We start from the raw sequence: 22,575 nt of genomic DNA on the forward strand, positions 1-22,575 counted from the left end.
CGATGTGGCGAAATCGCGAAAAGGACGGTGCATCGGTTCCGGCGATGTCGATGTCGATGTCGATGTCGAAGCAGCGATGCGTTCGCAGACCCGGCAAGCGGGACGCGCGCCCGCCGAATGCGCTGAAATCCGTAGAATGTCGGGATGACTCGATGGATCGCCGGACTGCCGATGTATAACGTGACGCCGCGCCACGCCGCGCTGTGGCGCGCGCTGCTGCGCGATGCGCTGCGCAGGTTCGCGCGCGCGGGCGGCCCGGCCGACGTCACGCTGCTCGACGAGCCGTTCGGCGAGCTGCTGCCGCTATGGCGCCGCGACGATTTGCTGCTGTCGCAGACGTGCGGCTATCCGTACCGAGTGCTCGGCGTCGCCGACACGGTCCATCTGATCGCATCGCCCGTATTCGACGCCGACGGCTGCGACGGCGCACGCTACCGAAGCGCGCTCGTCGTATCGCGCGACGCACACGCGCGCGGCGCGACGACGCTCGCCGCCTGCCGCGGCCTGCGCGCCGCCTATAACGGAGACGATTCGCACAGCGGAATGAATGCGCTGCGTCACGCGGTCTCGCGGCATGCGCGCGATGGACGCTTCTTCTCGACGGTCACATGCACCGGCTCGCATCTGGGCGCGCTGCGCGCGCTCGACGCGGGCGAAGCGGATCTTGCCGCCATCGACTGCGTGACGCTCGCGTACGTGCGCGATGCATTGCCCGAGCTGCTGCGCGGTGTGCGGATCATCGGCGCGACGGCATCCGCGCCGAGCCTGCCGTTCATCGCATCGCGCGCGCTCGGCGACGAGCAAGCCGCGTCACTGCGCGACGCACTCGATGCGGCGGTCGCGGCCGACGTCGAACGCGCGCACGTGTTGCGACTACGCGGCTTCGAGCGGCTCGTGCCCGACGATTACTCGGAGATCGAACGATTTGCGCGCGACGCGGCCGCGCTCGGCTATCCGGCACTCGCGTAACGCGCAACGCGCCGCGCGAGCGCGCAACCGGGGCAACTGGAGCGGACGCGATCGGCATGGAACGCGCGACGAGCGTCCGCCTCGCTTGCCTTTCGACGAGATGCGAGAGGCGAGAGGCCGGGGGCCGAGCATGTCGATCGACCCGCAGCAAATGCCTGACCCACCCGCGCCGCGCGACAACCCAACCAAGCGCCACCGCGTGATACGGCAACCGGAACGAACCGAGCCGCACGCGTCCAGCGTCAACGCAATCCATGCCGCCGCGCCGCATCGCGCATGCAATCGACCAGCATCGACGCAGCCGGCGTCAGCGGGCTGTCACGGCGCGTCACCACCTGCACGGTCACGGCCGGAATCGTCTCGCGTATCGGCAGCACCGCGATCCGGTCGCGCGACCATTCGACGTCGAGCAACTGCTCGGGCATCGCGGCAATCAGATCGGAGCCCTGAATGAGGCTGTGCGCGATCGCATAGCTCGGGCACTCGACGACACGCATCGGCGTCGGCAAGCCGTGCTCGGCGAAGCAGTTGAACATGAGCTGCGTCGAGCTTTCGGGCGACGGATTCATCAGCCAGTCGGCGTCGACAAGATCGGCGAGCGACGTCGCCGACGCGAGCGGATGATCTTTGCGCGCGACGATCACGTGTCGGCTCGCATACAGCTCCGAGTGATCGAACTCTGCGGCGAGCAGCTCCGGCACCACCACCGACACGGCGAAATCGAGCGATCCGTCGTGCAACTTCGGCAGCGCGACAGCCGGAAACCCTTCGACGATGCTCACGCGCGCGACCGGAAAGCGCCGCCGAAACGCGCGAAATGCGTCCGGCAGGATCGTCACCGCTGCGGCAGGCGTGATGGCCGCCGCGACAGCGCCCGTCGTCGCGCCTTGCGCCTGTTCGATGTCGTCGCGCGCACGCTGCATTTCGGCGACGATGAGGCGCGCGCGCACCTGAAGCTGCTGGCCGAATCCGGTGAGCTGCACGCCGCGCGCCGTGCGCACGACGAGCGACACGCCGAGCGCGAGCTCCAGTTCCTTGACCGCCTTCGTCAACGCCGCCGGCGACACGTTCAGCCGGCGCGCGGCCGCGCGAATGCTTCCCTCGTCGGCGACGGCGACGAACGCTTTCAACTGATGATATTTCATACGGAACGCGCGATTCGGAGAAGCCTTTCATTCGCTGCACCGCAGTGGATCAGGGTGTTCCCTAGAGGCAACCCGCAGTGAGCACCGACGCAATTTATCAGCTTATGGTGCGCGAAAAAAATTCATATGCTTCGCCGACAAGTCCGCGCAAGCGCGCACCCATGCCCCACAAGGAGACAGCATGCAGCCCGAGAATCCCGTCATCCCCGGCATCGCCGCAATCGCGCCCGATCTGATCGACGTGCGCCGCCGGATCCACGCGCATCCCGAACTCGCATTCGAAGAGACGCTCACGAGCGATCTCGTCGCCGAGCTGCTCGCCGGCTGGGGCTACGACGTGCATCGCGGGCTCGGCAAGACGGGCGTCGTCGGCGTGCTGCGCGAAGGACAAGGCGCGCGCACGCTCGGCCTGCGCGCCGACATGGACGCGCTGCCGATCGCCGAAGCGACGGGGCTGCCGTACGCGAGCCGTCATACGAACAAGATGCATGCATGCGGACACGACGGCCACACGGCGATGCTGCTCTGCGCAGCGCGCCACCTCGCCGCGACGCGGCGATTCTCCGGCACGCTGAATCTCATCTTCCAGCCCGCCGAAGAGAATTTCGGCGGTGCGAAGGCGATGATGGACGACGGCCTGTTCGAACGCTTTCCGTGCGATGCGATCTTCGCGATCCACAACATGCCCGGCCGCGCGGCAGGCGACATGACGTTCCGCGCGGGCGCCGCGATGGCGTCCTCCGACCGCGTGACGATCACGCTGCGCGGCTTCGGCGGCCACGGCGCGATGCCGCATTTCGCACGCGATCCGATGTCGGCGGCAGGCAGCATCATGGTCGCGCTGCAGACGATCATCGCGCGCGAAGTCGATGCGCAGCAGGCGGCCGTGATCACCGTGGGCAGCGTCCAGGCCGGCGAGACGTTCAACATCATCCCCGAGACCGTCGTGATGAAGCTGTCGGTGCGTGCGCTGAACGCCGACGTGCGCGAGCTGCTCGCGCGCCGCATCGAAGCGCTCGTGAAGGGCCAGGCGGAAAGCTTCGGCGTTGCCGCGGACATTCAGTATGACTACGGTTATCCGGTGCTCGTCAATCATCCCGAGCCGACTGCGTTCGCATTGGACGTCGCGCGCGCGATGCTCGGCGCGGATCGCGTCGAAGCGGACGCCGCGCCGCTGATGGGCAGCGAGGATTTCGCATACATGCTCGAGGCGCGCCCCGGCTGCTACGCGTTCATCGGCAACGGCATCGGCAGCAAGGGCGGCTGCATGGTGCACAACCCCGGCTACGACTTCAACGACGACATTCTCGCGATCGGCGCGAGCTACTGGGTCCGACTGGCCGAAGCCTGGCTCGTCGCCTGACGCCTTCTCGCCCGCCGTCTTGCGTTCTTCGGGGATCACATGGAAACATCCACGCTCAATTTCGCCGGCGCGCCGGCCGACGCGCGCGCCGCCGCAAAAAAACGCCGCCTGATCGCCGCAGCCGCGGTCGGCAACGCACTCGAGTTCTACGACTTCACCGTCTACAGTTTCTTCGCGATCCTGATCGGCAAGCTGTTCTTTCCGGTTCACTCTTCGTTCGGACAGCTGATGCTCGCAGTCGCGAGCTTCGGCGTCGGATTCGTCACGCGCCCGCTCGGCGGTCTCGTGATCGGCATGTACGCGGACCGCGTCGGGCGCAAGCGCGCGATGATCGCAACGCTGCTCATCATGGCGCTCGGCACCGCGACGATCGCGGTCGCGCCGACTTACGCGCAAGCCGGCATCGCGGCGCCGCTGCTGCTCGTGATCGCACGACTGCTGCAAGGTTTCGCGTCCGGCGGCGAAGTCGGCGCATCGACCACGCTGCTGATCGAGCAGGCGCCGCAGGCGCAACGCGGGTTCTACGCATCGTTCCAGTTCTCGAGCCAGGGACTCGCGGCGCTCGTCGGCGCGCTGACGGGCGTCGTGCTGACGTCGACGCTCAGCGCCGCGCAGCTCGAAAGCTGGGGATGGCGCGTGCCGTTCGTCATCGGCACGCTGTTCGCGCCGCTCGGCTACTGGCTGCGGCGCACGGTCGACGAAACGCCGGCCGCGGCGCGCTCCGCATCCGCTTCGCGCGAAGACGCCGCATCGCTGCCGCTCGCGGATGTACTGCGCCACCACGGCAAAGCCGTGTTCACCGGCCTCGGCATCACGATCGGCGGCACGTCGATCCATTACATCATCGTGTTCTACATGGCGATCTACGGCGTGCAGGTATTGCATCTGCCGAGCTGGCTGTCGATGATGGCCGGCTGCATCGCGGGCGCGACGCTCGCGATCGTGACGCCGATCGGCGGCTGCCTGTCGGATCGCTACGGGCGCAACCGGATCGTCTGGTGGACGCGCATCGCGCTGATGCTCACGATCTATCCGGCATTCGTCGCGCTGAACCGCTGGCCGGGCGCCGTCTCGCTGCTGACGATCATCGCGGCGCTCTCGTGCGTGCATGCGATCAACATCGGCGCGATGAGCGCGATGCTCGGCGAATTGTTCCCGCGCGCGGTGCGCGCGACGGGCGGCGCGCTCGTCTACAGCATCGGCGTCGCGATCTTCGGCGGATTCGCGCAGTTCTTCGTCACGTGGCTGATCGCCGCGACCGGCGACGCGAACGCGCCCGCGTACTATGCGATCGGCTGCGGCGCGCTGACGTTGATCGCGCTGCGCTCGATGGACGACAAGGCGGGCAAGCCGCTCGATTGACGTTGAACGCCGCGGCGCTGCCGAGCGGATGTAGTATCAATACATAGTCGACTACAAGACATTGAAAATATTGACTCTTTCGGCTTCTCATGAGATATAGCGCATGTTGTTTTGCTACAAGAACGACAGCATACGAACTCATAACGGAGACGAAAATGTCGGCAAAGCACTTCAGATTCAAACAGGCGGTGCTGGTTGGCAGTTTGGCGGTAATGGCGGGCGTCGCAGCGTTGCCAGCGTCCGCGTCGGCCGCCGAAGCGTTCGGTTCGCCCGGCGCGACGCCGGTGAGAGGCCCAGCGGCCAAGTCGTTCCTCGGCACCGCGGTCAACGGCGCATCGCGGGTCTACTTCACCGGCTATCGCGGCATCCTGTCCGAGGTCTACTATCCGGTCCTCGACACCCCCGAATCCGTCGACTTGCAGTTCCTGGTCGGCGATAGCGGCAAGACCTTCGTCGACGAAGAAAAGCTGCAGGCCTACTCGGCCGCGCAGACTGACACGCGCACGATGAGCTGGCAAGTGACCACCAGCAACAGCGCGCACAACTGGCAGATCCGCAAGATCGTCTTCGCCGATCCGAACTACAACGCGATCGTCCAGCGCGTCACCTTCACCGCGCTCAACGGCCACAAGGTCGGCGACTTCAACCTCTACATGCTGTCGAAGCCGTACCTCGACAACGCCGGCAGCAACAACACCGCGCAAACGGTGTCGGGCAGCGGCGGCACTGCGCTCGTCGCCAATCACAACAGCCGCTATTCGGCGCTCGTGACGAGCCGTCCGTGGAAGGCGGTCAACGGCGTCGGCATGACGTCGAACGGCTTCGTCGGACAGAGCGACGGCTGGACCGACCTGCTCGGCGGCACCGCCGGCAAGACGATGGACTGGACCTTCTCGTCCGCCACCAACGGCAACGTCGCGCAGATGGGCTGGATCGACCTCGGCGATCCGACCGCGACGAGCGTGTCGTTCGACGTCGTGCTCGGCTTCGGCGGCACGCAGGACCAGGCGCTCGGCGAGGCGAACACGGTGCTCGGCAGCGATCTCGCCGGCGAGCAGCAGCAGTACGACGCGGCGTGGCACAACTACGCGGCGGGCCTGTCGTCGCAGAACGGCGCCGCCGACGACGGCTACTATCTGGCCGCGATGACGCTCAAGACGATGCAGGACAAGAGCAACGGCGCGATGATCGCCGGCATCGGCACGCCGTGGGGGGAAACGCAGGGCGACGCGAATGCGGGCGGCTATCACCTCGTCTGGCCGCGCGATCTGTTCAAGTTCGCCAACGCGCTGACGACGGCGGGCGACACGTCGACCGCCACGAGCGTCGTCGATTATCTGTTCAATACGCTGCAACAGACGACCGACTGCGGCGCCGCCGAATACAACGCATCCGGCTGCTCACAGGGCTACAGCCGCGTCGGGCGCTTCCCGCAGAACGCGTGGGTGAACGGCTGGCCGTATTGGCAAGGCACGCAGATGGACGAGCAGGCGATGCCGATCATCCTCGCGTGGCGGCTCGGCCCGAGCGTGTTCAATCCGTTGTGGCCGAAGATCAAGCTCACCGCCAACTACATCGTCGACACCGGTCCGTGGACCTATCAGGAGCGCTGGGAGGAGAACGCCGGCTATTCGCCGTCGACCATCGCCGCCGAGATCGCCGGCCTCGTCACGGCAGCCGACATCGCGACGCAGAACGGCGACACGACGAGCGCCGCGCGCTACCTCGCCGCAGCCGACTACTGGCAGGAGAACGTCGCGGCGTGGACGTACACGTCGACCGGCTCGTTCGGCAACGGCAGCTACTACATCCGGATCAATCCGGCGAGCCGCTCCGGCACCGGCACCGATCGCGCGAGCTTCGCGCCGACAGCGGGCCCGGACACGCCGCAGACGCTGTCCGTCAAGAACGGCGGCGGCAGCCACGACGCGCGGCGCGTCGTCGACGGCGGCTTCTTCGAACTGGTCCGGATGGGCGTCAAGCGCGCGACGGATTCGACCATCGTCAACACGATCTCGGTCTACGACAGCGTGCTCGGCCAGTCGCTGAGCCTGGCGAACACGCCGGCGCTCTCGCCCAACGCGTGGTTCCGCTACAACTTCGACGGCTACGGCGAGCACAACGACGGCAGCAACTTCGACGGCGCCGGAGCCGGCCGCTTGTGGCCGATCTTCACCGCCGAGCGCGGCATGTACGAGATCGCGCGTCAAGGCAGCGGCGGCGCGGGCAGCGCGTATTTCTCGACGCTCAAGCAATTGACGACGCCCGAGGGCTTCCTGCCGGAACAAGTGTGGTCGAATTCGACGACGCTGCCCGACGGCTGGGCCGTGACCACGCCGGCCGGCTACGCGCCGGGCCAGCCGACCAAGTCGATCGCGCCGCTGAACTGGGCGATGGGCGAGTACATCAGCCTGCTGGCGTCGATTCAGGCCGGCCGCATCGTCGACATTCCGTCGGTCGTCTGCGCGCGCTACAACAATTGCGTCGCGCCGCTGCGGAGCGGGCAGGTGTCGGTGGCGATCAACGTCAACGCCAGCACCCAGCTCGGCCAGCAGGTCTACGTGACGGGCAGCGTCGCCGCACTCGGGAACTGGAACACCGATCTCGGCATTCCGGTCGACCCGACCCATTACCCGGTGTGGAGCAACACCGTCAACATGCCAGCCGGTCAGGCGATTCAGTACAAGTACTATCGCAAGAACGCGGACGGCAGCGTGACGTGGGAGAACGGGTCGGGCAATCGGCAGCTCCAGACGCCGACGAGCGGCACGCTGACGCTGAACGATCAGGTGAACTGGTGAGCTCGCGCGCGAGTTGGCTGGCGCTTGCTGCGGCGATGCTGCTCGGAATGGCTGCGGCAGGTTGGCGCTATGGACTGCTTGCGAATCGGGAGCCGATGCCGGCGGCCGCGCCTGCGCCGACCTCGCTTGCGCCCGGCCATGCGCAGCCCGCGCCGCCGCCTCCGCCCGCGCCGCCGAACCGGCCGCTCGTCAAGGCGCTGCCGCCCGTCAAGGTCAAGCAGGGCGGGACCGGTTGGAGCGCCGATCCGGCGACGACGCGGGCGCCCGTCGAAGGGCAGCGCGGTGCGCCCGACATCCCCGGCGCTCAGCCGTTGCGGCCGCCGGCGGCGGCTTCGCCATGAGCACGGCTTGAACGGCCCAGGCATCGCCTGATGTTGCCGGGAACGTCCGTCGATTGAGCCATGCATGCCCGGTCGACGGACGGACTGACGCCGGCTTTCCATCCATCGGAAAGTCACCGGTTCGGTCATATTCGCCGCAACATCTCGAATTCGCCCGATGCCTCGATGAAGATCGAGACCATACGATTTCAGCCACGCCTTCATCCGGTACGCGCGACGATTCATCCATTTTGGATGACGAATCAACGCCATCCCCGATGACGACATTCCATTCAGAAATGCGATCGAACCGCCCAAGCGCTCGGCCATTCCGGACGCTCGCAAGCGGCGTTCGACAGCGAGCACACAGCCTGCTGAAAGCAAATCGTCATCGACGACACCCCCATCCCCGGCCCCCGGGAATCCCCTAGGCAGACACGTCCGACGTCTCGCAGTTAAATAAATCAACTTGATTTATTTAACCTCTGGCGAATCGCGCCAAACCCGGAGGAGACATCATGAGGAGTCCGCACATCGGCCAGGGCAGCAATTCGGCCAACGTGCGCCGCTACAACGAGCGCCTCCTGCTGAAGGCCCTGCGGCGCGCGGGCAGCGCGTCGAAGGCCGATCTCGCGCGGCTCGCCAATCTGACGGGCACCGCGGTCGGCGGCATCATCGCGTCGCTCGCCGACGCGAAGCTGATCGAATTCGCCGGCCGCCGCGTCGAAGGCCAGCGCGGCCAGCCCGCATCGCTGATCCGCCTCGATCCGCGCGGCGCGTTCGGTATCGGCGTGCGCCTCGACCGGATGCGCATCGAGACGGCGCTCGTCAACTTCGCCGGCGACGTGCTCGGCCGCCGCTCGCACGATACGCTGCTCCCGCCGCCCGCCGTCGTGCTCGACATCGTCCGGGAAGACGTCGACGCGATGCAGCAGCTCCTCTCCGCGCACGAACGCGAACGCCTGACGGGCGTCGGCGTCGCGCAGCCGTACAACCTCGGCAGTTGGCTGCGCGAGCTCGACCTGCCAGCCGACGCGTTCGGCGCGTGGGCCGAAGTCGATTTCGCGAGCGAACTCGATCGTGCGATCGCGCTGCCCGTCTTCAGCGAAAACGACGGCAACGCCGCCGCGATCGCCGAGCTGTTCTACGGCTGCGGCCGGCAGCGCGACGATTTCGTCTACCTGTTCCTCGGGCCGGCGATCGGCGGCGGCATCGCGGTCGACGGCGACTGCCTGCGCGGCGTCACCGGCAACGCCGGCGACTTCGCGATGATGCCGGTGCCGCCGAGCCGCCTGCCTTCGGCGCCGAATCCGCGCGGCGCGTGGGACATCCTGATCACGCGCGCGTCGCTCAACGGGCTCATCCGGCATCTGCGCTACTGCGGCGAACCCGTCGAGAATCGCGCAGATCTCGAAGCCTGCATCGCGCGCGGCGCGAAGGCCGTCGACGAATGGATCGACGATTGCGTCGACGCGCTCGCGCCCGCGCTGCGCGCGGCGCTCGCCGTGCTCGAATCGCCCGTCGTCGTGCTCGACGCCGACACCGACGCCGGCCTGATCGACACGCTGATCGCACGCCTGCACGCGGCGCTCGCGGCAAACGCGCCGGAAGCGCGCGGCACGCCCGCGCTGGTGCGCGGCTCGTTCGGCTCGGACGCCGGCGCGATCGGCGCCGCGACGCTGCCGATGTTCTTCAACTTCTCCCCCCGCGCCGGCATCCTCAGAGGCGCAAGCGCGGAATCGCAGGAGGCCAGATATGCGGCGTTCTGATCCGTCACGTCCGTTGCTCGAGATGCGCGGCATCAGCAAGACGTTCCCCGCCGTGCGCGCGCTCGTCGACGTGAGCCTCACCGTCCGTCCCGGCGAAATCCATTCGCTGATGGGCGAGAACGGCGCGGGCAAGTCGACGCTCATCAAGATCCTGTCGGGCGCGTACCAGGCCGATCCCGGCGGCGAAATTCTCATCGACGGCGCGCCGGTCGCGATCGACGACCCGCTCGCCGCCCGCGATGCCGGCGTCGCCGTGATCTACCAGGAACTGTGCCTCGCGCCGAACCTGACCGTCGCGGAGAACATCTACGTGGGCCGCGAGCTGCGCCGCGGCAACGGCCGCTGGGGCACGATCGACCGCGCCGCAATGGCGCGCGGCTGCCAGGACGTGCTCGAGCGACTCGGCGCGGACTTCGGGCCGAACACGCTCGTCGGCACGCTGTCGATCGCCGAGCAGCAGCTCGTCGAGATCGCGCGCGCCGTCCACACGAAGGCGCGCATCCTCGTGATGGACGAACCGACCACGCCGCTGTCGTCGCGGGAGACCGAGAACCTGTTCCGGCTGATCCGGCAACTGCGCGCCGAAGGCCTCGCGATCATCTACATCAGCCACCGGATGGCGGAGATCTACGAGCTGTCCGACCGCGTGTCGGTGCTGCGCGACGGCGCGTACGTCGGCACGCTCGACCGCGACGCGCTGTCGGCCGAGCGGCTCGTCGGCATGATGGTCGGCCGCGACATCTCCGGCTTCTACAAGAAAGCGCACGCGCCGTACGACCCCGGCAATCTGCTGCTGTCGGTGCGCGACGTCGCGGACGGCGGCCGCGTGCGCGGCTGCAGCCTCGATCTGCACGCGGGCGAAGTGCTCGGCATCGCGGGCCTCGTCGGCGCGGGCCGCACCGAGCTCGCGCGGCTCATCTTCGGTGCGGAGCCGCGCGTGCGCGGCGAAATCAAGCTCGGCGGCGAGACGTTCGATGCGCATTCTCCGCGCGACGCGATCGACGCCGGGCTCGTCTACCTGACCGAGGATCGCAAGCGCCAGGGCCTGTTCCTCGACATGAGCGTGCGCGACAACATCAACATCTCGGTCTGCGGGCGCGACGCGCGGCTCGGCGCGCTCGATCTCGCGCGCGGCGCGCAGCGGGCGCGCGATGCGATCGCGTCGCTGTCGATCCGCGTGCCGCATGCGAACGTCAACGTCGGCGCGCTGTCGGGCGGCAACCAGCAGAAAGTCCTGCTGTCGCGCCTGCTCGAGACGAAGCCGCGCGTGCTGATCCTCGACGAGCCGACGCGCGGCGTCGACATCGGCGCGAAATCGGAGATCTACCGGATCATCAACGATCTCGCGCGCGCCGGCGTCGGCGTCATCGTGATCTCGAGCGAGTTGCCGGAGATCATCGGCGTCGCCGATCGCGTTCTCGTGATGCGCGAAGGCAGGATCGCCGGCGAGCTCGGCGGACACACGGGCGAGCGGATCACGCAGGAAGCGATCATCGCGCTCGCCACCGGCTCCCGCACCGAAGCGGCGGCCGCGCACTGAGCGGCCACCGTCGACTTGTCATCTCACTTTCAGGTTATCGCCATGACCCAACAGATGAAGCAAAGCGAGATCGCTTCCGTGCCGCCCGGTCCGGCGCAGCACCGCGCGCCGCAGCGCGCCGCCGACCACCGCGCGCGCATGCAGGCGCTGATGCGCACGGCCGGCATGCTGCCCGTCCTCATGCTCCTGTGCATCGGCTTCGGCTTCATGACTGACGGTTTCTTCACGCTTCAGAACCTGTCGATCGTCACGCAGCAGGCGTCGATCAACATCGTGCTCGCCGCCGGCATGACGTTCGTGATCCTGACGGGTGGCATCGACCTGTCGGTCGGCTCGGTGCTCGCCGCCGCCGCGGTCGCGTCGCTTCTCGCATCGAACATTCCCGGCTGGGGCTGGCTCGGGATTCCCGTCGCGCTGCTGGTCGGGCTCGCGTTCGGCGTCGTCAACGGCGGGCTGATCTCGTTCCTGCGCCTGCCGCCCTTCATCGTCACGCTCGGCGCGCTGACCGCCGTGCGCGGGATCGCCCGCCTGATCGGCAACGATGCGACGATCTTCAACCCGCAGCTGCCGTTCGCGTTCATCGGCAACGGTTCGATCCTCGGTGTGCCGTGGCTCGTCGTGATCGCGCTCGCCGTCGTCGCGATCTCGTGGTTCATCCTGCGCCGCACGGTGCTCGGCATGCGAATCTATTCGGTCGGCGGCAACCCGGAAGCCGCACGGCTGTCCGGCATCAACGTGCGCGGCATCGAACTCTTCGTCTACGCGACGTCGGGCCTGCTCGCCGGCCTCGGCGCGCTAATGTCGGCCGCGCGGCTCTATGCGGCCAACGGCCTGCAGCTCGGCCAGTCGTACGAGCTCGACGCGATCGCCGCGGTGATCCTCGGCGGCACGAGTTTCGTCGGCGGCGTCGGCTCGATCGTCGGCACGCTGATCGGCGCGCTGATCATCGCGGTGCTGTCGAACGGGCTCGTGCTGCTCGGCGTGTCCGACATCTGGCAGTACATCATCAAGGGGCTCGTGATCATCGGCGCCGTCGCGCTCGACCGCTACCGCCAGCACGAATCGGCCCGCACCTGACGCAGCGAACCGCCATGCGGCGCGCGCGCAGGTCCTCGCGCGCGCCCTCCATCACGGACCATACGGAGACAACGACATGTTGGAGATCAAGCACAAGCTCGTTCAGACCGGCCTCGCATGCGCGCTCGCGTTCGCGGCATGCGCCGCCCACGCGGCCGACAAGCCGCTCAAGTCAATCGGCATCACCGTCGGCTCGCTCGGCAATCCGTACTTCGTCACCGTCGTGAAAGGCGCCGAAGCGCAGGCGAAGGAAATCAATCCGAACGCGAAAGTCACCGCGGTTTCCGCCGATTACGACCTGAACAAGCAGTTCACGCAGATCGACAACTTCATCTCGGCACGCGTCGACATGATCCTGCTGAACGCCGCCGATCCGAAGGCGATCGAGCCCGCCGTGCGCAAGGCGCAGGCGGCCGGCATCGCGGTGGTGGCGGTCGACGTCGCGGCGGCCGGCGCGGACGCGACTGTGCAGACGAACAACGTGAAGGCGGGCGAACTCGCCTGCGACTACCTCGCGAAGAAGCTCGGCGGCAAGGGCAACGTGATCATCGAGAACGGCCCGCAGGTGTCCGCGGTCGTCGATCGCGTGAACGGCTGCAAGGCTGTGCTCACGAAGAATCCGGGCCTCAAGCTGCTGTCGAGCGATCAGGACGGCAAGGGCTCGCGCGAAGGCGGGATGAACGCGATGCAGGGCTACCTGACGCGCTTTCCGAGGGTCGATGGTCTCTTCACGATCAACGATCCGCAGGCGATCGGCAGCGACCTCGCCGCGAAGCAGTTGCATCGCAACGGCATCGTGATCACGTCGGTCGACGGCGCGCCCGATATCGAGACCGCGCTCAAGAGCGACACGCAGGTGCAGGCGTCGTCGAGCCAGGACCCGTTCGCGATGGCGAAGAAGGCCGTCGCGGTCGGCTACGGGATCATGAACGGGCACAAGCCCGCCAATTCGATGATCCTGCTCGAACCCACGCTCATCACGCGCGACAACGTGAAGAGCTACAAGGGCTGGAGCGCGCATTGATTCGTCACGGCCGCTCGCGCCCGGGGGCGATGCGCCCGATGGTGCGGATGCCTGAATGATGTGCGGTAGTCGCAGGCCGGCGCAACGCGTCGGCCCGAACGCCGATGCTTGCGCAACGCCGGGGGCTCAACATCCGGCTCTCGGCCATGAGCGGAAGCTCGCTCGATCGGGAACAAAGCTCCGCTCACGCGTGCGTCCCGGCGATCCCCCCAACGCTATTCCAGCGGATGCAAATCCTGAAGCAGCGTCGGCACCAGCTCGGACACGGTCGGGTGAATGTGCATCGCGCGGCTGACCGTCGTGTACGGCGCTTTCGCGTACATCACGTCGAGCAGTGAATGCACGACTTCGTCGCCCGTCACGCCGAGGATCGACGCACCCAGAATCGCTTCGCTGTCCGCATCGACGATCACCTTCATGAATCCCTGGCTCTCGCCTTTTTCCATCGCGCGCCCGACGCGCGTCATCGGGCGCGTGCCGACCAGCAGCCTGCGCCCCGATCCAACCGCTTCGGCCTGCGTCATTCCCACGCGGGCGAGCGGCGGATCGATGAACATCGCGTAGGCCGGGATGCGGTCCGACACCCTGCGTGAGTCGTTGTCGAGGAGGTTGGCCGAGACGATCTCGTAGTCGTTATAGGACGTATGGGTGAATCCGCCGCGGCCGTTGCAGTCGCCCATCGCCCAGATGCCCTCGACGTTGGTGCGCAACTGCTCGTCCACTTTGATGTAGCCGCGCGCGTCGGTTTCGACGCCGGCCCTGTCCAGTCCGAGATCGTCGGTGTTGGGCACGCGCCCGACGGCGAGCAGCAGATGCGAGCCCGCTACTTCACGCGCGCCGGCGGCGCAATCGAGTCCGACGACCACGTTGTCCGAGTCGCGCCGCACGCTCAGGCAATCGGCGTCGAGCCGGACGTCGATTCCCTCGCCTTCCAGAATCGCCCGCACCGCCTGCGACACGTCCTCGTCCTCGCGCTTGATCAGCCGCGCGCCTTTTTCCACGATCGTCACGCGCGATCCGAAGCGCCGGTACATCTGGCCGAACTCGAGCCCGACGTAGCTGCCGCCGACGATGACCAGATGCTCCGGCAGGAAGTCCACGTCCATCATGCTCGAGTTGGTGAGATAGGGCACCTGATCGAGTCCCGGCATCGGCGGAATCAGCGCCCGCCCGCCGACGTTGATGAAGATCCGGTCGGCTTCCAGCAGTGCGTCGCCGACGTGCACGGCGTGCGCGCTCTCGAAGCGGGCATGGCCCTGATAGACCGCGCCATTCTCCAGACCACGGACCCACTGTTCGACACCATGGTTCGAACGCGCCGAGATCTCGTCCTTGCGCGCCTTCACCTTTTTCATGTCGACCGTGACGGGCCCGCCGATCGCCACGCCGTATTCGCCGGCCCGTCGAGCCAGGTGCGCCGCGTACGCGCTCGCGATCAGCGTCTTGGTGGGGATGCAGCCGGTGTTCACGCACGTCCCGCCGAAGCGCGCCCGCTCGACGACGGCCACTTTCATGCCCGCGCCGGACAGCCGGGCGGCGAGCGGGGGGCCGGACTGACCGGTGCCGATGATGATTGCGTCGAAGCGTCGAGTCATTGCGCTCTCCTTCGTTGCTGCAGCACGGAATGCATGCCGCCTCGCAAGCGATCCGCGTGCCTTCGAGGCCGCGCCGCGGGCAGCATCCGGACATCCCGGATATGGTAGGCCTGCTGATCGACGATGGCGATCGGCCCTGCAACATTTGCAACGCAGGCGTTCGAATCGCGGGCGAGGCATCGGCGTCGAATTCACGCGTCACGCGGGCTCGGGAAATGAAAACGGGATACCGGCCAGACGCCGAGCACCGCGCGCTTCATGCGCCCGCACCGCGTCGCTCGCGGCGTCAGGCCGGAAACGAACTCGCTCCGTCGAAGCACGCCACTTGCGCAAAGCCTTTGACGCACCGCACCGACGATCTCGTCGTCCGACACTCGCTCGCGCGTGCGGCAATCGAAAAAACGCATTCATCCATCGCCGCGCGACGCACATCGCACTCGAATGACGATGCGTCCCGAATCGACTAAAGTAACGCAACGACGCAGCGGTTCGCGGAATACGAGCGCTTCGAAAAGACCCTTCGCCATGCGAATCGGCACAATCAACCGAGCGCACTCGTGATAGTCGACGTCGATCATTTCAAACACTACAACGACGCATTCGGCCATTTGCAAGGGGACACGTGTCTCGTCGCCGTCGCGGCCGCGCTGTCCGGCGTGGCGAGTCATCCTAACGATTTTGTCGCGCGCTATGGCGGAGAGGAATTCGCCGTCGTGCTGCCGGGCACGGACGAACGCGGCGCGGCGACGATCGCCGAGCAGGTGCGGCAATCGGTCGAACGCCTGCGTATCGCCGCCGACATGACGCCCAGCTACGTCACGGTGAGCGCGGGCTATGCGACGAGCAGCGGCAATCCGTTCGAAACGCCGGAAACGCTGGTCGCGGCCGCCGACGCGCGCTTTATCGCGCGAAGATGCTGGGCCGGAACATCATTGCAGCGCCGCACTTCGAAGCGCCCAAAGCAGCGCTGCGCCGCTGAATTTCAGGTCGCGCACGTTCTCGCGGTCGCGAACCGGTCGTCCGGGACATCACGCCGGTCGAACCGAGTCGCGCGCAGCGACGTTTGCATGGCGAGCGCTCGTTGGGATTCTCGTGGCCGGACGTGACATCGCCGCTCATGGGCTCGGCAGCAACGGTTACGGCAAGTCGACGTTCCTGAAGTGCGTGGTCGGCCTCAACCGGCCGACCCGCGGCACGATCGAGGTCGCCGGTCGCAACCTCGCCGACCTCTCCGGCGAGTTGTTCGGCGCGCCGTGCGGCGCGTGACAGCGGATGCGTGCCGCACGAACGATCGTCGTCGCCGCTGGTTTCCTTCCGCCTGCGCGGCTGCCGACGAACTCGTGGAATCGATGAGGCGCACGAGACGCGATGCCGACCTGCGGCCGATGCCGACGGATACAGGCAGCGCCACGGTGGAGGTTTATCGGGGCTTTCCGGCTACGTGTACTTGTCGCCGTCCGTGCTGCGGATCGGATTGGTATCCATAGACGATGATCATCCGCTCGATGGGCCTATCCGCATGGTGATGAAACCTCGCGCATAGAGCCGCGCAGCCGGCGCTGCGCATCGTGCGCCGGCATCCGGCCTCGAACCGAGCGCCATCGACGTCGCACCGCGCGCTTGCCGTTCGCCATCGGTCGTGCGCACAGCATCGGCCCGATCGGATCGAGCCGCGCGCCCATTACACGCGCATGTGCGCGCTACCGACCGTCGAGCACACGCCGATTGCCGGCGAGCCGAACGGCCGCGGACCGCGCCGATCCGCGCGGTCCGCGGCATGCGTCACGCCTTGACGCCTTCGATGACGCTGTGCATGCCTTCTGCCGGATGAACCGCCGTCATCGAGAGCCCGGCTGCCTCGTAGAGCCGCCGATACCCGTCGGCCGTGCGCGCATGTCCGCCGGAACTCATGATGAGCATTTCCAGATCGTGCAGCTTCGCGAAATGCGGCTCGCCGGGCGGCGTGAGCACGGCCTCCACCAGCAAAAGCTTTCCACCCGACGGCATGGCTTCCGCGCAGTTCTTCATGATCCGAATGGCCTGCTCGTCGTCCCAGTCGCAGATGACATGCTTCATCACGTAGATATCGCCGCGCGCGTCGATCGACCGGCTCGCGTCGCCCGGCACCACCTCCACGCGCTCGGTCAGCCCGTGCTTCGCGAAAAGCCGCCGCGCGCCATCGCAAGCGTGCGGCAGTTCGAAGAGCACGCCTTTCGCGTTCGGGTTCGCGAGAAGGAGCGTCGCCAGCAGAAAGCCGTGTCCGCCACCGACGTCGACGATCGTTCGGGCTCCGGAAAAATCGTACGCGCGGGCCACCGTCGGCGACTCCAGTTCGCTGATGCTCGTCATCGCATCATTGACGAGCTGCGCGACTTGCGGGTGCGCGCCGATGTACTCGAAGCCCGGTCCGCCCACGACGTGCTCGAACGCGCTCCGGCCGGTCTTGACGCTGTAGAGCAGTTGCCCCCACGCCTGCCAGCCCACATCCATGCCCGCCATGCGCGCCATCCCGCGCATCGAGCCCGGCACGTCGCGCCGCAGCGTGTCGCCGAGCGGGCTGTTGCGAAACCGCCGCCCGTCTCCTTCGACGAAAACACCCAGATTGCCGAGCGCGCGCAGCACCCGGTAAAGCGCTTCCGGATGGGTATCCGTCGCGGCGGCCAGCTCGTCCGCCGTCCGTTCCTTCTCCGCCAGCAGATCGGCAATGCCCAGCTCGGCGGCGACATACAGCGCCTGTGCGTTCCACTTGCCGGTGATCATCTGCAGTATCGCGATATGCGGTGCCGGGTTCGCTTCCACTTCCGCCATGAAGTTGCTCCTTTGCATGAGATATGGGTTCGGCCTGTCGTCGTGCGCTCGCGCGGCGACGCGAAGAAACGCGGCGGGCCGGACGGCGCCCGAAGCGTCGTCGTCGCCGCGCGAGCCGCGACCGTCAGGCCGCGATCAGATTGATCATTTCGGCCGTATCGAAATGGTCTTCGAACGTGACCGCCTTGCCGTTCGCGAACTTCCATACGTGCACGAACTTCAACGTGCCGCTGCGACCGTTGACTGCGGTGACGCGGCGCGTGCCGAGCACGACGATGCGGTCGCCGGACTCGATGAACGCCTCCGGCGCGAGCCGCATCTCGGCGATGTGCGTCGGCACGTGCTTGATGAAGGCGATCACTTCGTCGTGACCTTTCTTCGTTCCGCCGAGCCCGTACGGGCTCATGCCGTCCGGGTGGGTCCAGAGCACGTCCGGCGCGAGGGCGGCCAGCACGCCGGGCAGGTCGCGGTTGTGGAAGGCCTCGTACGAGGCCCGTACGGTCTGCATGTTGGTCGACATCGCAAAACTCTCCTGTCTCGCCCGTTACGATTGCACGGCCGAGCGCGGCTTGACCGCCCCGGGGAAGTGGGTTTCGATGGTCCGGCGCACGCCTTCTTTCCAATGCACGATGCAATCGCCGATGAGCGCGCGCCGCTTCGTGTTGTCGAACGCGTACGTTTCCCGCGTCACGTCGCTGCGCTCGAAACGCGCATCGACGCCCGTGATGTCCGCGATGTATTGGAGGCAGTCCTGAATGCCGACGGCGTCGTCCCCGCCCCAGTTCAGCACGAGCGCGGGCGACGTCGCGGCGTCCCACAGCAGCGGCACTTGCCGGACGAGATCGTCGGTATGGATCAGCGACGCCCAGTTCTGGCCTTCCTGCGGGATCGGAACCGGCTTGCCGGCGAGCAGTTGCCGGTACAGCAGCACCGGCACGCCGCCGTGGCCGTACGGGCCGTACGCGACGTTCAGACGCGCGATGACCGTCGGCAGGCCGAGCACGGCCGAGAACGCGCGCACGACGCCTTCGCATGAAATCTTGACGATCGGATAAGCGGGCAGCCAGTGCGCGACGCCGTTGAGCGGGTCCGTCTCCGCATACGGATGGTCGAGCGCCTGACGCGCGTACAGGCTGCCGCTCGACACGTAGATGAACGCGCCGGCGGTCCGGCAGTGCGTCATCAGGCGGCCGGTGGCGACCGTGTTGACCTCGATCGCCTTGTCGAAATCGCCGTCCTCGCCGCGCCGGACTGCCGCGTGCAGCACGTGCGTGAAGTCGTCGGGCAGGCCGTCGAGCGTGTCGCGCTCCATGTCCCACCGCCATGTGTTGACGCCCTTCGCGCGCAACGCATCCTCGACGCTCGCATCGCTGAAGCGGCCGATCGCCCAGACTTCGTGCTCCGCCGCCAGCGCCTCGGCGACGGGCCGCGCCACCTGGCCGGTCGCGCCCGTGATCAAGATTTTCTTCTCCGCATTCTTCCGCTTCGCGTCAACGCGCGTATCGATGCCTGACACAGTCATGAGAATCCTCTTTTCGGTCATCCGTCACATGAAACGCGAGGTTATTTGCCGCCGAGCGCGCGGTCGAGTTCCGAGCGCAGCACCGCCTGGAACGTGCCGACGTGCGCCGGCCCCATCAGCGTGTAGTGTTCGCCCGCCACGTCGATGTAGCGATTCGGCGCGCGCGTAAACTCGTCCCAGCGGCGCAGCTCCTTGTTCAGCCAGTCTTCCTTGGCGCCGCGCAGCGGAATCGCATAGAAGATCGACATCGACTGCACGTTGCCGGACGGTGCGTACGAACGTCCGAGCGTCAGCAGCGACTGTGCGAGCCCGGCCCATGCGCGGAACTTCAGCAGATCCAGATCGAGTTCGGCGAGCCGCCCGGGCGGTGCGTTGTCGATCAGATACGCGAGCGGGTCTTGCTCCGGCATCGCGGCGCGCAGTTGCGGGGGCAGCGTCAGGGATTGCTGCTTGTCGATCAGCGACAGGAAGAACGCCAGGTTGACGGCCCCTTCCACCTCGTCGAGCTCGTCCATCCGATACTTGATGTGCGGCGGCAGATTGAAGCTGCCGACGAAGTCCACACGCTCGCCTTGCGATTCGAGCACCTTCGCAATTTCGAACGCGACAGCGCCGCCGTACGAATAGCCTGCGACCGCATAGGGTCCGTGCGGCTGCCGCTTGCGGATCGCTTCGACATACGTGTTCACCATCTCGTCGAAGCTGGAGAAGTACGTCTCGCCTTCGTTGAATCCCCGGGCGCGCAACGCATAGAACGGACGTTCGTTGACGAAGTACTTCGCGAGATTGACGAACACGAGCACCTCGCCGACGCCGGGATGCACGCAGAAGAGTGGCGTCTTCGCGCCCGTGAGCTGAAGCGGCACGACCGGATCGTATTCGCCCGCCGCGACGCGCTCGCCAGACGCGAGACGTGCGGCCAGCGCGCGCACCGTCGGGTTCTGGAGGATCGTCACGATCGGCAGATCGACGACGTGCAGCCGCTGCTCGACGTGCCGTTTGAGCTTGAGGATGTCGAGCGAGGTGCCGCCGAGATCGAAGAAGCTGGCGGTCGCGCTGATGGCGTCGGGCGCGACCTGGAACATCTCCGCGAAGATCGCGGCGACCGCGGTCTCGGTCTCGCCGGCGGGCGCCACGTAGCCGCCGATCTGACGATTCGTCATGTCGGCGACGGACGCCTTGTAGCCGTCATATCCGCCCGCCTCCAGGCGCTTGCGCATGATGGTGCGCTGGGTCTTGCCGAGGCTCGTTTTCGGGAACGCGTCTTCCGGCAGCGGCAGGATCAGTGCGGGCCGGAAGCCCCACAGCAGGATCGTGCCGTTGCGGATCGCGATGATCAGCCGGTGCAACTGATCCTCGTCTTCCAGCGGAAACGACGGCGTGAACGTCACGACGAGCTGCTCCGATTCGTCGCCGCTGTTGCGCGTCGGAAATGCCGCGACGAAAGAGCGCTTGATGCCGTCCAGCTCCTCGAGCGTCGTTTCGAGTTCGTGGCTGAAGTAATTGACGCCGTTGACGATGACGCTGTCCTTGCTGCGGCCGACGAGCCAGAGCCTGCCGTTCTCGATGCGTCCGAGATCGCCGGTGCGGAACCAGCCGTCATCGGTGAATGCGGCGCGCGTGGCTTCGTCGTTGTTGTGATAGCGATGGAAGATCATCGGGCCGCGCAGCTGGAACTCGCCGGGCTCGCCGTCCGGCAGCAGATTGTTGCGATCGTCCGCGATGCGCATCTGCAGTCCGAGGACCGGCAGGCCGAGCGACGCGAACTCGCGATCGGCGTCGCCTTCCGGGAATTCGCGCGAATACACGGAGCCGGCGCACGTCTCCGTCATGCCGAAAGCCGGCCACATCGCATTGGGAGCGAGTCCGCAAGGCGCGAGGAGATCGAGGAAGCGCTGCCCGGTCGCGACGACGATGGCTTCGCCGCCCGACACGATGTGCCGCAACGGCGACAGATCGAGCGTGCGGCGCAAGGCCCCGAGCGCTTCGTCGCCCATCGATTCGAGCGCGGCATTCAGTTGCCCGAACAGAAAATTCGGGGAGAACGTCATCGTGACGCGATAGCGGCTGATGAGGCGCAGGAACAGCAGCGTGTCGGTCAGGATCGCCGCGGACTCGACATGAAGCTGCACGGCGCCGACATAGAGCGGCAGCAAGTGTGCTTCCAGAAGCGCGGCGACATGATCGAACGAGATCCAGTTGAGCGTGACGTCCGTGGCGGTGAGCTGCTGACGATCGTTCTTGCCCGCCATCGACGCCAGCAGGTTGCCGTGCGTGAGCACGACCGCCTTCGAATTGCCGGTGGAGCCGGACGTGAGCACGAAGACCGCGGGATCCGACGGCTGCGCGGCGTGAACCGACTCGTCGGGCACCCCCGCGCGCAGCGCGTTCAGGTTGACGGCGAGCGTGCCGCACGGCAGATCGCTCTTCAGCGCCTCGGTCGTGACGAGAAGCGGGTGATCGAGCAGCGTGTCGACATGCGCGAGATGCTTCGCCCAGCGTTCCGGGTCGTTGCGAATCGGCACGAGCGGACACGGGACGAATCCGCCGAGCGCGCAAGCCCAGAATGCCGGAATGAAATCGTTCGCGTGCTCGAGCAGCAGCGCGACCTTCATGCCGGGCCGATAGCCGCGCGCCCGAAGGCCGCCCAATATGCGGCGCGCCTGGTCGAGCAGTTCGGGATACGTCAGGAATACGCCCTTTTCCGCGGACTCCGCCGAAACGAAACGGACGCCCGTGTGCGGATGCAGCCGCGCGGCCCGCAACAGCAGATCGGCCACGTGCCGCGGTGACGGGGTGCGCGCCTCGTGTTCGGAAAGGCGCGGCGAATCGAGGGTTGATGTCGTCATGGTGCAGGTACTCCATGCTTATGCTGCAAGTTATGAGCAAGCGTCCGTGCGCGTTCGCACGGACGCCTCGATGGACAATTGCGGATGAATCCCTACCTGACTGGCCGCCGATACATCCGAAGACGAATCGGCAGCCGATTGACACTCGACTGCGTGAGACGATTCAGTTCATCATTCAGCAAGGGCTCGATTGTTCGCACGAATCCGAACACTGCTCGCCGCCACAACCTGAAATGCACGAATTCATCTCAAATCAGGCGCACCATCGGTTTGGATTGGTGAAATAATCCGTCGATTACCTTGATGGAAGAGGCTGAACGATTCGATTTTTTCCGTGCGGCAATGATCGACGCCTGGATTGCGCAACGCCATTCATCGACCGTGAGCGGACGATTACAGCCAACGACCGGCGAGACTTTGTGGGACAAACG

The 22,575-nt window shown here is 66.7% G+C and carries 17 protein-coding genes and 1 pseudogene; 11 read left to right on the forward strand and 7 right to left on the reverse strand.

What is annotated here, in order from left to right; genetic code table 11:
• Nucleotides 1-144: 144 nt before the first annotated feature.
• Nucleotides 145-969: a phosphate/phosphite/phosphonate ABC transporter substrate-binding protein gene (locus WS69_RS12600; RefSeq protein WP_059471096.1), complete on the forward strand. Its 825-nt coding sequence runs from the start codon at nt 145-147 to the stop codon at nt 967-969.
• A gap of 242 nt (nt 970-1,211) precedes the next feature.
• Here the strand turns inward: WS69_RS12600 and WS69_RS12605 are convergent, their stop codons facing one another.
• A complete protein-coding gene (locus tag WS69_RS12605; protein WP_059471097.1) occupies nt 1,212-2,114 on the reverse strand; it encodes a LysR substrate-binding domain-containing protein in 903 nt (300 codons plus the stop codon).
• Between the two features lie 181 nt (nt 2,115-2,295).
• On the opposite strand from WS69_RS12605, the gene WS69_RS12610 reads away from it, so the two are divergent.
• From WS69_RS12610 to WS69_RS12645, 8 genes are all read left to right on the forward strand, one after another.
• Nucleotides 2,296-3,477 (forward strand): M20 aminoacylase family protein, encoded by a 1,182-nt coding sequence (locus tag WS69_RS12610; protein ID WP_059471098.1) that lies wholly within the window; start codon nt 2,296-2,298, stop codon nt 3,475-3,477.
• Nucleotides 3,478-3,516: 39 nt separating this feature from the next.
• Nucleotides 3,517-4,839 carry an MFS transporter gene (locus WS69_RS12615; protein ID WP_059471099.1) on the forward strand — a complete coding sequence of 441 codons (1,323 nt, stop codon included), beginning with the start codon at nt 3,517-3,519 and terminating at the stop codon, nt 4,837-4,839.
• Between the two features lie 155 nt (nt 4,840-4,994).
• Nucleotides 4,995-7,640 (forward strand): glycoside hydrolase family 15 protein, encoded by a 2,646-nt coding sequence (locus tag WS69_RS12620; RefSeq protein WP_059471100.1) that lies wholly within the window; start codon nt 4,995-4,997, stop codon nt 7,638-7,640.
• Nucleotides 7,637-7,981, forward strand: a complete 345-nt coding sequence (locus WS69_RS12625; RefSeq protein ID WP_442854900.1) for a hypothetical protein — start codon at nt 7,637-7,639, stop codon at nt 7,979-7,981. Before WS69_RS12620 ends, WS69_RS12625 begins: the two co-directional genes overlap by 4 nt.
• Nucleotides 7,982-8,478: 497 nt before the next feature.
• A complete protein-coding gene (locus WS69_RS12630; protein WP_059471101.1) occupies nt 8,479-9,729 on the forward strand; it encodes an ROK family protein in 1,251 nt (416 codons plus the stop codon).
• Nucleotides 9,716-11,269, forward strand: a complete 1,554-nt coding sequence (locus WS69_RS12635; RefSeq protein WP_059471102.1) for a sugar ABC transporter ATP-binding protein — start codon at nt 9,716-9,718, stop codon at nt 11,267-11,269. The genes WS69_RS12630 and WS69_RS12635 overlap by 14 nt, the downstream gene beginning before the upstream one ends.
• Before the next feature lie 42 nt (nt 11,270-11,311).
• Nucleotides 11,312-12,346: an ABC transporter permease subunit gene (locus WS69_RS12640; protein WP_059471103.1), complete on the forward strand. Its 1,035-nt coding sequence runs from the start codon at nt 11,312-11,314 to the stop codon at nt 12,344-12,346.
• 76 nt (nt 12,347-12,422) lie between these two features.
• Entirely contained in the window at nt 12,423-13,370 is a 948-nt protein-coding gene (locus WS69_RS12645; protein WP_059471104.1) for an ABC transporter substrate-binding protein, read from the forward strand.
• A 215-nt stretch (nt 13,371-13,585) separates the two neighbouring features.
• Here the strand turns inward: WS69_RS12645 and WS69_RS12650 are convergent, their stop codons facing one another.
• Nucleotides 13,586-14,965, reverse strand: a complete 1,380-nt coding sequence (locus WS69_RS12650) for an FAD-containing oxidoreductase (RefSeq protein ID WP_059471105.1) — start codon at nt 14,963-14,965, stop codon at nt 13,586-13,588.
• Between the two features lie 527 nt (nt 14,966-15,492).
• Between WS69_RS12650 and WS69_RS12660 the strand changes: the two are divergent.
• A pseudogene (locus WS69_RS12660) lies at nt 15,493-15,944 on the forward strand (GGDEF domain-containing protein); the annotation flags it as partial.
• Nucleotides 15,945-16,057: 113 nt separating this feature from the next.
• Nucleotides 16,058-16,231 (forward strand): ATP-binding cassette domain-containing protein, encoded by a 174-nt coding sequence (locus WS69_RS30890; RefSeq protein WP_231747128.1) that lies wholly within the window; start codon nt 16,058-16,060, stop codon nt 16,229-16,231.
• A gap of 516 nt (nt 16,232-16,747) precedes the next feature.
• Here WS69_RS30890 and WS69_RS12665 read toward each other — a convergent pair.
• The 5 genes from WS69_RS12665 to WS69_RS33255 form a co-directional block, all read right to left on the reverse strand.
• The gene (locus WS69_RS12665) at nt 16,748-17,773 is read right to left on the reverse strand and encodes a methyltransferase (protein WP_059471107.1); all 1,026 of its coding nucleotides are present in this window, start codon (nt 17,771-17,773) and stop codon (nt 16,748-16,750) included.
• A 124-nt stretch (nt 17,774-17,897) separates the two neighbouring features.
• Nucleotides 17,898-18,293, reverse strand: coding sequence for a nuclear transport factor 2 family protein (locus WS69_RS12670; RefSeq protein ID WP_059471108.1), 396 nt, complete (start codon nt 18,291-18,293; stop codon nt 17,898-17,900).
• A gap of 24 nt (nt 18,294-18,317) precedes the next feature.
• Nucleotides 18,318-19,316, reverse strand: a complete 999-nt coding sequence (locus WS69_RS12675) for an NAD-dependent epimerase/dehydratase family protein (protein WP_418230162.1) — start codon at nt 19,314-19,316, stop codon at nt 18,318-18,320.
• Between the two features lie 20 nt (nt 19,317-19,336).
• Complete coding sequence (locus WS69_RS12680; RefSeq protein ID WP_059471109.1) at nt 19,337-22,144, reverse strand: non-ribosomal peptide synthetase; 2,808 nt, start codon at nt 22,142-22,144, stop codon at nt 19,337-19,339.
• 248 nt (nt 22,145-22,392) lie between these two features.
• Nucleotides 22,393-22,572, reverse strand: a complete 180-nt coding sequence (locus WS69_RS33255) for a hypothetical protein (RefSeq protein WP_156438095.1) — start codon at nt 22,570-22,572, stop codon at nt 22,393-22,395.
• Between the last annotated feature and the right edge of the window lie 3 nt (nt 22,573-22,575).

This window comes from Burkholderia sp. BDU5, from assembly GCF_001522845.1.
Taxonomy (GTDB): domain Bacteria; phylum Pseudomonadota; class Gammaproteobacteria; order Burkholderiales; family Burkholderiaceae; genus Burkholderia; species Burkholderia mayonis.